Annotated in this window: 10 protein-coding genes; 5 read left to right on the top strand and 5 right to left on the bottom strand. The window is 64.9% G+C overall.

Features of this window, described 5'->3' with window-relative positions; genetic code table 11:
- The first annotated feature begins 123 nt into the window (after positions 1-123).
- Together AC3WK8_RS04245 and AC3WK8_RS04240 are read left to right on the top strand one after the other, a co-directional pair.
- Entirely contained in the window at positions 124-2,841 is a 2,718-nt protein-coding gene (locus AC3WK8_RS04245; RefSeq protein WP_178088002.1) for a TonB-dependent receptor, read from the top strand.
- Position 2,842: 1 nt separating this feature from the next.
- Positions 2,843-3,943: a cytochrome-c peroxidase gene (locus AC3WK8_RS04240; protein WP_103324491.1), complete on the top strand. Its 1,101-nt coding sequence runs from the start codon at positions 2,843-2,845 to the stop codon at positions 3,941-3,943.
- A gap of 68 nt (positions 3,944-4,011) precedes the next feature.
- Here AC3WK8_RS04240 and AC3WK8_RS04235 read toward each other — a convergent pair whose 3' ends face one another.
- The gene (locus AC3WK8_RS04235; RefSeq protein WP_103324490.1) at positions 4,012-5,661 is read right to left on the bottom strand and encodes an acyl-CoA dehydrogenase family protein; all 1,650 of its coding nucleotides are present in this window, start codon (positions 5,659-5,661) and stop codon (positions 4,012-4,014) included.
- Between the two features lie 57 nt (positions 5,662-5,718).
- Entirely contained in the window at positions 5,719-6,450 is a 732-nt protein-coding gene (locus AC3WK8_RS04230; RefSeq protein ID WP_103324489.1) for a TetR/AcrR family transcriptional regulator, read from the bottom strand.
- Positions 6,451-6,585: 135 nt separating this feature from the next.
- Between AC3WK8_RS04230 and AC3WK8_RS04225 the strand changes: the two genes are divergently transcribed.
- From AC3WK8_RS04225 to AC3WK8_RS04215, 3 genes are all read left to right on the top strand, one after another.
- The gene (locus AC3WK8_RS04225) at positions 6,586-6,867 is read left to right on the top strand and encodes a hypothetical protein (RefSeq protein WP_103324488.1); all 282 of its coding nucleotides are present in this window, start codon (positions 6,586-6,588) and stop codon (positions 6,865-6,867) included.
- Complete coding sequence (locus AC3WK8_RS04220) at positions 6,860-7,666, top strand: thioesterase family protein (RefSeq protein ID WP_103324487.1); 807 nt, start codon at positions 6,860-6,862, stop codon at positions 7,664-7,666. The genes AC3WK8_RS04225 and AC3WK8_RS04220 overlap by 8 nt, the downstream gene beginning before the upstream one ends.
- Positions 7,667-7,807: 141 nt before the next feature.
- Complete coding sequence (locus AC3WK8_RS04215; protein ID WP_022639380.1) at positions 7,808-8,257, top strand: PTS sugar transporter subunit IIA; 450 nt, start codon at positions 7,808-7,810, stop codon at positions 8,255-8,257.
- Between the two features lie 317 nt (positions 8,258-8,574).
- Here AC3WK8_RS04215 and AC3WK8_RS04210 read toward each other — a convergent pair whose 3' ends face one another.
- The 3 genes from AC3WK8_RS04210 to AC3WK8_RS04200 all read right to left on the bottom strand — a co-directional run bounded on the left by AC3WK8_RS04210 (position 8,575) and on the right by AC3WK8_RS04200 (position 11,463).
- On the bottom strand, positions 8,575-10,191 hold the full coding sequence (locus tag AC3WK8_RS04210; protein WP_103324486.1) for a serine hydrolase domain-containing protein: 1,617 nt from the start codon (positions 10,189-10,191) through the stop codon (positions 8,575-8,577).
- 176 nt (positions 10,192-10,367) lie between these two features.
- Positions 10,368-10,913, bottom strand: a complete 546-nt coding sequence (locus AC3WK8_RS04205; RefSeq protein ID WP_085597935.1) for a TetR family transcriptional regulator — start codon at positions 10,911-10,913, stop codon at positions 10,368-10,370.
- Positions 10,906-11,463 (bottom strand): dihydrofolate reductase family protein, encoded by a 558-nt coding sequence (locus AC3WK8_RS04200; protein WP_103324485.1) that lies wholly within the window; start codon positions 11,461-11,463, stop codon positions 10,906-10,908. The genes AC3WK8_RS04205 and AC3WK8_RS04200 overlap by 8 nt, the downstream gene beginning before the upstream one ends.
- Between the last annotated feature and the right edge of the window lie 58 nt (positions 11,464-11,521).

The raw sequence follows: 11,521 nt of genomic DNA, 5'->3' as shown, positions 1-11,521 counted from the left end.
TAACAGGTGCGGATCATTCGCACCAAGCGGGGAGTTCACCAGAGCATGTCCATTCGCCACCTAGAAGGTCTTCACGGTTGCCGACGCAGCGCGCGCCTATTATTGCTGTCGGTAGGACTGGCGATGTCCTTGCCGGTCCTGGCCGGTGACCAGCGGACCCGGCATAGCATCGACATCGCCCGCCAGCCGCTAGGTACGGCACTGATGGCGCTGGCACAGCAGACCGGCCTGCAGATCAGCGTCGAGAGCCAATTGCTGCTCAACCTGACTGCTCCCGCGGTGCAGGGCGAGCTGAGCGCCGATCAGGCGCTGGCGAAACTGCTCAAGGGCAGTCATCTGGAGTGGATTTACCTCAGTGACGACGCGCTGATGGTGCAACGTGCGACCCACCGGCGCGCAGACCCGGTGCGCCTGGGCAACACCAAGGTCCCCGGCGAGTGGACGCCGCCCCAGGGGGAAACCCGTATAGACCGCGCGACGATCGAAGCGATGCCGGCCGGCAATGGCGACATCACCAGCCTGTTGCGCAGCCATCCCAACGTGCAGTTCGACGACGCCCAGCTCAGCAGCAAGACCCCTGGCGAAATCAGCCCGGCCAACATCAGCATCAACGGCGCGCAGTTCTACCAGAATGCCTTCCTGATCGATGGCATCAACATGAACAACGACATCGATCCGGCAGAAGACCGGGTGCAATTGCTGGACGCGGTGCCGGGGCGCAGCCAGGGCCTGGCCCTGGACACCGACCTGCTGGAGAACATCACGGTCCTGGACAGCAACGTCCCGGCAGCCTATGGCGGCTTCAACGGCGGCGTCATCGATGCACAAACCCGTGCGCCGTCCCAGGCGCTGCACGGCAAGTTCTCGGTGCAGACCACCCGCTCCGCCTGGACCAAATATCACATCGACGAAAGCGAAGAACAGCGCATGGAGAACTCCGGCTCCCCCGACGAGCAGCCCAAGTTCGACAAGGTCACCATTCGCGGCACGCTGCAGGGCCACCTGACCGACAATTTCGGCCTGCTCGGCAGCTTCAGCCAGAAGCGCTCGACGATCCCGCTGGGTTTCTACTCCTATAACAACGTCGAGGAAATGGGCTTTCACGAGGAGAAGCAGCAACGGCGCATCGACAACTACTTCCTCAAGTCGGTCTGGCGGGCCAGCGACCAACTCACCGTCGAGACCAGCGTGACCCATGCGCCTGAGGAGAGTCACTACTTTCGCGCCAACGTGGCCAACTCGGGTTACGGCAACAAGGCCGGCGGCACCCAACTGAACCTGCGCACCCTCTGGGATGGCGACCTGGCGCGGGTCGAACAGAACCTGGCGTGGAGCGGCCAGGAACAGAGCCGCCAGTCGGATTCGGCCGACTACTGGACCTGGCGCAAATCGAGCACCAAGGACTGGGGCATCGGCAACAAGGCCACCGCCAATACCCTTGAAGGCGGTTGGGGAGATATCGAGCAGCAACAACGTACCTGGCAATACAAGCTCAATGCCGACTGGCGCAGCGTCAACTGGCTGGGCATGACTCATCGCCCGCAAACCGGCTTCGAATTCTCCCGCCAGTACGTGCGCTATGAGCGCCTGACCGATAGCAGCACCTATGTTGCTCCCGCGGCCACCAAAACCTGCACCAACAGCGCCGGGGTTACCGACAACGTCGCCTGCAACATGGGCCAGACCCTGAACGGCTGGGCGGGGCAATACATGAAAAGCCGTACCCGTTACGCCACCGGCGAATTCGACTTCACCACGACCTCCTGGGGCAGCTGGTTGCAGGACGAGATCACCATCGGCCCACTGACCTTGCGCCCGGGCGTGCGCATGGACACCGACGACTACATGGACAAGACCACCTGGGCGCCGCGCTTCTCCCTCGAATATGACCTGTTCGGTGACCGCACTACCCTGCTCAATGCCGGCGTCAACCGTTACTACGGGCGCAGCGTCAGCAGTTGGCAACTGCAGGACGGGCGCAACCGCCTGCGCTTCAACGAAACCCGCGACAGCCTGGACAAGCCCTGGGTGGTCAAGTCCAACGCCGCCAACCAGGTGCGTTTCAATCAGCTGGACATCCCCTACGACGATGAACTGATGCTGGGCGTGGTGCAGCAATGGGCCGGGATCGAATACGCGCTCAAGTATGTCAATCGCAAGGGCCGCGACCAGGTGGTGCAGGTATCCGGCAGGACCTTGGGCGAGCCGTCCACAGACCCGGCGCTGGCGAGCAACTACACCACCTACACCAACGACGGCAAGAGCGAGACCGACACCTACACCCTGACGGTCACGCCGTTGCAGCGCTGGACACTGCTGGGCACCCAGACCGGGGGGCAGCTGGCGCTCAACTGGACCGACAGCAAGGCCTCGGCGCCGACCTACGTCGCCGCTGAAAACCTGTACTACCAGAACAACGTCATCCAGTACCAAGGCAGCTTCATCAACTATGACGACCGGCCTGCCAGCAACTTCAACCGGCCCTGGACGGCCCGCCTGACAACCATCACCGAGATCCCCCAAGCCAACCTGCAGTGGAGCAACTTCTGGCGCTATCGCGCCGGCTACAAGCGCATTGGCGACACGGGGCGCAATGTGGACTACATGGGGACCTCGGTGGATGTCTGGGAAGAACAGAAGTTCCAGGCCGCGCTGACCTGGGACACCCGCCTGGGCTGGCGTATTCCCACCGCCAGGGACCAGACGGTGTTCATCAATGTCGACGTGTTCAACGTGCTCGACAAGAAGTCGGTCAATGCCAACCAGACGATCAACAGCAACTCGGTCTCGACCTATGAGGTGGGCCGCCAGTACTGGCTCGAAGTCGGGTACGCGTTCTGAAATGCGCCGCCACCTGAAGAGTCTTGTGGCCTTGATCGGCATCCTGCTGGTGATTGAATCGGAGCCAGGGCTGGCCTGCGCACTGAGCGAAGTGGCGTGCCTGCGCGAGGCGTACAGCCGCCCCTTCGCGCAGTGGCCGGCGCCCCAGGTGGATGCCGGCGTGGCCTGGCAAGAGCTGGGACCCTTGCCCGAGCGTGCGCCGTCGCCGGAGCACAACCCCTACACGCAGCAGAAGGCCGATCTGGGCCGCCAGCTGTTCTTCGACCCGCGCCTGTCGCGCTCGGGGCAGATTGCCTGCGCCTCTTGCCATGAGCCGGACCTGGCATTCGCCGATGGGCGTCGCGTTTCCTTCGGGCATGACCGTGCAGCGGGCCGGCGCAATGCGCCGAGCCTGGTGGCCAGCGGCCTGGCCGAGCATCTGTTCTGGGATGGGCGCGCCGCCAGCCTGGAGATGCAGGCCCTGATGCCGGTCGTCGACCCGAAGGAGATGGCTTTCAGCGTCACGCAGCTGGTGGCCCGGCTGCGAGACAGCACGGACTATCCGGCGCAATTCGCCAAGGCCTTTCCCGGACAGGCGTTGGGTGCCGAGCAGGTGGCGGCGGCACTGGCGACTTACCAGCGCGATCTGCTGCGGGTTGCCCAACGTACCCCCTTCGAGCGTTTTCTGCGGGGGCAGGCGAAGGCGCTCAGTGACCAGCAGTTACAAGGCCTACACCTGTTTCGCACCAAGGCCCGCTGCATGAATTGCCACTTCGGTCCGGCACTGCAGGACAACCGCTTCCACAATGCCGGCCTGACCTTCTATGGACGTCGCCGCGAAGACCTCGGCCGCTATGAGGTCACCGGGCTGGCGCAAGATGTCGGGCGCTTTCGCACGCCATCCCTGCGACTCGTGAGCCATACCGGCCCCTGGTTTCATAATGGGCTGGCCAGCAGCCTCGATCAGGTGCTGTTGTTCTACAACGCAGGCATGCCCAGGCCCGTGCCCAAGGGTGCGCAATTGCAGGACCCTCTGTTTCCCGTGACGTCGACGCAATTCGAGGTATTGGGACTGGACCGGGTCGAACTGAAGGCGCTGAAGGCGTTCCTGGAGGCCCTGTGAAAACCACCCCAACACCGCACCGCCAACTCGTGACACCCCGGCCCATGTTCAACATTGGCAATGGATTGCTAGCCGCCAGCGACAGTACCGAAGGCCAGGTCGCCCAGCTCGGCGTCGCTCACAGGTAGCGCGGGGGGCACCAGCGGTTGCTGGATGAACAACTGCAATGCAGTCCAGCCGCTGGCGTCCGACTTGCGGACCTGGCGCCAGATCGCCGCCTCCAGCAACAACACCGCCTGGCAGGTTCGCGCCATGCCCCAGGCCAGGCGGCGGCCATCCCTTTCTTCGGCTGCGCCGGCCAATTGCCGCAATGCTTGGCAGGCCTGGCGAATCGGCCCTACGACAGGCGCCGCAGCAGCACCGGCCGACACTAGGCGCCGCTCGATATCGGCCAGAAAGACCGCGCCAAGATCAGTGCCGTGCAAGGCCCGCAGCACATCGTGGGCCAACACCGACGTGGTGCCTTCCCAGATGCAGTGAACGTGCACATTGCGCAGCACTCGGGCAATCCCCGTGTCTTCCAGGTAACCGGCCCCTCCGAAGCTCTCGACCAGCTCGCTGGCGGCCCAGATACTCTGCCTTGCACAGGCAAGCTTACTCAATGGCGCCAGCAGGCGAGCCAGGCCGGACGCATCCTGGCCCTGCTCATGCCGGCCGAGGGCCAGCGCAGTTTCAAAATTCAGCGCGAGCATCGCTTCGTACTCGGCGCCGATCCGTGCGAGCCACTGGCGATGCAACGGCTGGTCCCGCAACCACTGGCCAAATACCCGACGCTTGCCCGCATAGTCACGAGCCATCATCAATAGATGCCCAACCCCCGCCGGGCCGCCCCAGGAAGCCCACAACCGCGCAACGTTGAGCAGGTCGGCGATCTTGCCCACACCCCGGTCGAGCCCGCCCACCGGCCGGGCGATCGTGCCTTGCAGATCCACCTCGGCGGTAGCCAGGGCACGAGTGCCGAGCTTGTCCTTCAGGCGCCGCACATGAATGTGGTTCCACTGGCCATCAGGCTGGCGCAACTCCAGCAGAAATAGCGCCAGGGTCTTGCTGCCGGGCGCTTCGCCTTCGGGCCGGGCCAAAGCCAGCGCCACCTGCGAGGTCGCGGCCGAAGTGAACCATTTGGTGCCACTCAATGCCCAGGTGCCGTCGCCGAGGGGGCGCGCGATGGTTGAAGCCTGGCCGATGTCGGAACCGCCCTCCTTCTCGGTCATCCACTGGCCGCAGGTCCACCCCTGGTCACGGGCCAACAGGTGCGGCAGATAGCGTGCGGCGAGATCGGCATCGTGCAGCGACAACAAACGTACCGCGCCATCGGTCATCACCAGCGGGCACGCCGCTACGGCCCCGGCCCCTTCGTAGAGGTTGACCAGGCCGGCCTGGACCACTCGCGTGAACTGCGCGTAGGGCACCTCGTAGGGCAACGCGACCAACCCCTCTTCTTGTCCGATCGCCACCAGGCGATCCCAGGCGCCATCGACCTCGATGCGATCTACTCGATGTCCCCACGCGTCATAGGGCACATGGCGCGGTTCATTGCGCTCCGCCGCCTCGGCCAAGCGTGGAATCTCATCCACCGCTCGCTCGCCCATCCGCGTCAGGTCTGGACTCGCCATGGCGAAGATATCCGGCGGTAGCAGGCGCTCCAGGGTATAGCGCAACGTACGATCGCTATGGAAACGGTTGGAAAAGACAGGGGAAGGCTGGATGAACTCGCACATGATGCTCTCCTTCGCTGCACCAGCGCCGGACGCCAAGCGCCCGATGGTCTCAGCGGGTCAGGTCTTGCCGGGGTTCGTCTTGGAGGTCCGTGTCGCCCTTGTTTTGCCAGGTGTTGCCGGGGTGGATCCCGGCGCCTTCCGGGCACCGCTGGAACGGGTCGATGCGCCTTGCCTCGCGGCGCCGTGGCTCTGCACCGCCGCCAGGCAGAAGCCGACGATATCGTCGACCACTCGTTGAGCCGCGCGCCTGGAGAGAATGCCCAGGGCCAAGGGCCCGATCATCGCTTCGGCCAAGGCGCCGACGATGGCTGCCGCGCTGGTATGGGCGCTCTGCACCCGGAACTCGCCGGTCTCGATGCCGTCCTCGATGACCGTGGCGAAAATCGCGCGGTAGGGCTCGCGAAAGCGCAAGCGATCCTCATCGATCACCGGCGCCACCGGTTCGGCCAGCAGCGCCCATGCCAGGCGTGGCCGGCTCAACGCGCGATGGGAGAAGGTACGGATGACCGCGGCCAGGCGCTCGGCCGCCGCGCTTTCGGTAGCGGCAGCCGCTGCGCAAGCATCGATCTCACGCTGGGAGGCACGTCGGAAAACCTCGTCGAACAGGTCGGTCTTCGAGGGAAAGTACTGGTACAGCAGGCCGGTGGATACTTGGGCAAGCCCTGCCACCAACGGCATGGTGGTGCCGCCGTAACCATGTTCAGCGACCAGGTCAAGCGCCGCCAGCACGATACGTTCCCGCGTCTGGGCCAGGCGCTCCTCGACCTTCGTTGTGCGTCGATATGACATGCAAGAATTGAATCACAGTTCATTTTTTGTAGCAATCGACGTCCCACCCGCAGTACGCTGACCGTCCCCTTTATCCCGATGCAGTTGAACGCAGTTCCATTCCATGTGCCCGAAGCCCGGGCAAGGAGACGGTTTATGCGCAGACTCGGCGATGCAGCGCTCGGCTTTGGCTGGTTCCAGGCAGGCTTGATGGCACGCCTGCAAGGTATCGATGCACCTGACATGAGCCTGGCATTGGTGGATGAAGCCATCGACCAGGTCAGCCAGGATGTGCCGATCTGGGAACACAAGGTGCGCTGGAAGCGCCCCGGTCTTGCCGAAAGTGATGGCCCGATCATGGGGTTCCGTCGTTGGGCGGCGCAGTTCGACCTGCCAGGACACATTCCACAAACGTCCTGCGAGATAGCCCATGCATGACATTCATCCCGACGATTGCATCTTCATCCGGGAGACCGATTCGACCTGGCGTGCCACCGAACTCGCCCGTGGTCCATGGGATTCGCGGGCCCAGCATGGCGGCGCGCCCTGCGGGCTGCTGGCCCACCTGGTCGAGTCCGCACCGAGCGAAATCGATTGGCAACTGGCACGGCTGACAGTGGAACTGCTCCGACCGGTGCCCATCGACAGGTTGGAGACGGACGTGACACTCGAAACCGGCCGAGCCAGTGCGCGGGTCGAAATCACCCTCCGCGCCAATGGCAAGCGGGTGGCCAGGGCCCATGGGCTACTGGTACGCGCCGGTACCCTTGCGCTGCCGTCCGACCTGCCACGTGCGGCGATCAACAGGCTTCCGCCTCCCGAAGATTGCCCGCGCCCGTTGCGCATCCCCGGCTTGCCCGAAGTGCGCTCTTTCTACTACACGGCAATGGAGGGACGGGTCGCAGGGGGCGACCCTGCCCAACCTGGCCCGGCAGCGGCCTGGCTACGCCTGAAGGTGCCGCTGGTGGCCGGTGTCGCGACCTCGGCGGCGATGCGGATCGCGGCGGCCGCCGACTTCGGCAATGGCCTGAGCTGGGTGCTGCCGGCGGACCGTTTTGCGTTCGCCAATGCCGACCTGTCGCTACATCTCGCACGACTGCCAGCGGGCGAGTGGATCGGCTTGCAGGCCTCGACCTCGATCGTCTCCAGCGGTTGTGGCCAGACCATTACCCAGCTGTACGACACCCAGGGTCCCTGCGGTGTCGCGGTACAGAGCCTGCTGATCATGCCGCGCTGAAGGTTCATGGGCAGCCGTGTGGATTCGTGGCAACCTAAAAACTTCGTAAAGACTGCCGCACCCTGGCTGCCAGCCGGCCGTGAATACGCTTGAATGGAAGCTGAGCCGGGCCGCTGGCGCCCGCCTGTCCTGGAGAAGCCCATGGGTAACTTGGCCATGCACCTGCAGGAGGAGGACATCCTCCTTGCCGTCAATCCGTCGAACAAGCACCGGTTGTTCCAGCAGATCGGCCAGCATATGCAACATACCTGGCAGTTGCCGGGCGACTGGGTGGCCGCGAGCCTGGCCCGTCGCGAGGAGGCCGGCAGTACCGCCATCGGCGCGGGCGTGGCCCTGCCCCATGCGCGGCTGGAGGAACTGGACGCGATCCACGTCCTGTATCTGCGCCCCCAGGCGCCCATGGCCTTTGCCGCCCCCGACCAGCAGCCGGTGCGCGACATCCTGGTGCTGCTGGTACCGGCCCCTGCCGAGCAGTCGCACCTGGATCTCTTGGCCGAAACCGCCCGGCTGTTCGCCGACCAGCGCTTCCGCCAGGCCCTGCACGACTGCCGTGAGGCGCGCCAGGTCAAGCAGCTGTTCGACCGCTGGTAACCGTCCGGCCTCGGCCCTGTTCCTGCAGCGCTCCATGAAGATGCTGGCGCTATAGCGCTTGCCGAACAGCCCGGCGCGGCGATGAAACCACCTCCATGGCGCCGCAACAGGTGGTGGCGCAGTTTCAGGGCGGCCCCTTGCCCGGACACCAGGCCACCGAGGTGGCAAACCCGAGCCGTTTTCCAAGCGTCGCCTATTCAAGCAACTGACTGACGCCGGAACGGAATACGAAACCCAGGTGGGCGGCTTCTACCTGCTCTGGCTGCTGGTGCGCAGCCGGCGCATCCAGGGGATGCGCCGGCAGGCAATACCCAGGATCACTTGGCCTTGGCGCGCACGAACCGCAGGTTGCGCGCCAGGCTGCTGGTCAGCACCTGGCCATCCTGCTCGAAGCGGATCACCCCCAGGTCCTGGGCGCTGAATCGCTCTGCCGCCAGCGGCTGCATGGGATAGGTGTGCTTGCCGATGCGAATGTAGAGCTTGCCTTGCTTGGGGTAGACCTTGAGCTGCCCGGATGAGGTCTGCAACTTGTAGATCCCCACATACCGCTGGATATCCTGGGGCTTCCAGGGGGCGGCCAGGGTGTAGGTCGAGGCCGGATTGGTGGACACGATGCGCGCTCCCGAAGTCGCAGCCAGGTAGATCGGCGAGCCGTCGTTATCGGCCGCCATCAGGTGCTCGCTCAATCGGGACAACGCCAGCGTGTCGGGGAAGGTATTGAGGGTGAAACTGTTGTCGCTGCGTTGCAGCTGGAACTGATGCCCCGAGTCGTCGAGGTAGGTACCGGCCACCAGGACGTTCAACGGAGCCGGTGGAACGGCCCTGATGCTGGGTACTGGCGGCGGGATATCGTGGCCCGGGGACGGATTGGGCGAGCCCAGCACCGCGTCCATCAGCGCATAGCCACGCGCCGAAGCATCCGGGACCGGCGAATTGCACAGCACCACGGTGGCCAGCTCCATCTTCGGGTACCAGGCCACATGGGTGTTGTAGCCAGCCCAGCCACCGCTGTGGGACACCTCATCGAACCTGCGATAACGCGAGAGGCCGACGCCCATGGCGTAGTAGCCGGGGTCGCCGTCGGCCAGCGGTTCGGTCTGGCGCATCTTCTGCGACAGGGCCTGGCCCCCGACCTTGCCCGTGGACAAATTGCGCATCCAGCGCATCACATCCACCACGGTGCTGTGCACCTGGCCATCGCCGGTCTGCTCCCAGCGCACATCCGCGAACGTGTAGGCCTTGGTCTTGGGGTCCTGCTCGTAGCTCTCGGCCAGGTTCGGCAATTGCAGCGGGTACTGGTCGACGATGCTCGTGCGGGTCATGCCCAGGGGCTTGAAGATATGGGCCTGGGAGAAGTTCTTCAGCGACATGCCCGAAACCCGCTCGACGATGCTGGACAGCAGCATGTAGCCGCTGTTGCTGTAGCTGAACTCGACCCCGGACGGGAACATCGCGGTGTTCTGCTTGAACAGCATCTGCAGCGCCTGCTGCTGGGTGAAGCGCTGGGAGTAGCCGATGCCGGCCAGCTCGGCCAGGAACATGTAGTCCTGTAGCCCTGAGGTGTGGTGCAGCAGGTGGCGGATCTTGATGTCCTGGGCGTATACCGGCAACTCGGGGATAAAACGCCGGACCGAATCGTCCAGGCTCAGGCGCCCCTGGGCCTCGAGCTGGAGAATGGCGAAGGCGGTGAACTGCTTGGACACCGAGGCCAGGTTGAAGAGAGTATCGGTCTTGATCGGCGCACCGGTCTGCAGGTTGGCAATGCCGTAACCGGCACTCCAGATAACCTTGCCATCACGCATGACCCCCGCGGCGCAGCCGGGCTGGTCCGGCTTCAAATCGCGGAACACCTGGTCAAACGCCGGGGTCGCCGCGGCATTGGCCAGCGTCGTGCTCCCCAGGGAGAGCAACAAGGTTGCAAGCATTGAACGCATGGATGTCTTCCTCTTCTCACGTGACGGTCCTTCATGCTCCTTCGGAGCCTGGCCAGTATCCCCAGGGCATCCGTTGCAATCTGTCGCAACTCAGTGATTTTCTGTGAAGAAGAGTGCATCGATGCGCAGGCCAGGCATCGGCGCCAGGAACGGCCACTCCCGGTAGCGCCTGGGCCTCAGCGCAACAGGCGCCGCAGGCCGGCCTCGAAGGCCCCGGCAAGCGGTGGCGCGCCCTCCCCGGCCAAGGCCAGCGCCAGGGCGTGGCCGTGGGTGTAGTCCACCAGCAGATCGAACAGTAGCTCGGGCTCGGCGTCGAAGCGCTGCACTTCAACACGCAGTTGGTCGCTGAAGGCTGCCAGCGAGCCGCCGAACAGCTGCGGATCGCCGAGGACACACAACGTCAGCGCCGGGTGCAGGCGCACCCGGTCCATGTAGTGCCCGAGCATCCATCGGACCCGCTCCATCGGCGCGGCCTGCGCCGCCGGCTCGGGCAGCGGCACGCCATGCACCCGCTCCACCAGCAGGCGCAGCAATTGCTGCTGGTCGCCCACGTGGTAAGCCACCGACATCGGGGTGATGTCCAGTTGCCGGGCCAGGGCGCGGATCCCGAAGCCTTGGGGGCCCAGCTCCTCGAGCAGTACCAGAGCGCAGTCCAGCACCTGGTCCAGGGTCAGGGCCCGGCCGGCAGCCGGGCGCCCGCTGCGCTTGCGTACCTCAGTCATGACGATCGCCCCGCGATGGGGATTGCACGCGGTAGCGGCTGCTGACCAGGCCATTGGCGTATTGCCGGGTATCGAGGCAGTGCAGGCGCAGGTCCTGCTCCAGGGAACCGAACAGCGGCCGGCCACTGCCGATCAGCACCGGCACCCGGGTCAGGACCATCTCGCCGATCAGTCCCGCCCGGAGAAAAGCCCGGATCAGCGTACCGCCATCGATATAGGCCTGGCGCCAGCCCTCGGCCTGCAACTGCGCCACCAGTTGCACCGGTTCGGCGCCACTGATGCGCACCCGATCGGCCAGGTGCGCCGGCACATCGGCGGGCCCCAGGGTGCGGCTCATCACCACCACCGGCTTGGTGAACGGCCAGGGCTCGAACCCCAGCACCGTGTCGTAGGTGCTGCGCCCCATGACGATGCCATCCACCGAGTCGATGAAGGCCGCATAACCATGGTCTTCCCCGGGTTCACCAGGCGGCAGCCAGTCGATGCTGCCGTCGTCGCGGGCGATGAAGCCGTCCACCGAAGTGGCGATGAATACCTTGCCGAATGCCATGTCGCGGTGCCTCTGGAGAATAAACATACAGCGTATGATAATTCATTCCCGGGGCAGC

The sequence above is a fragment of the Pseudomonas sp. FW507-12TSA genome (genome assembly GCF_058781435.1).
Note: the sequence above shows the minus strand (reverse complement) of the source record. Positions and strands in the feature narration are given on the sequence as shown.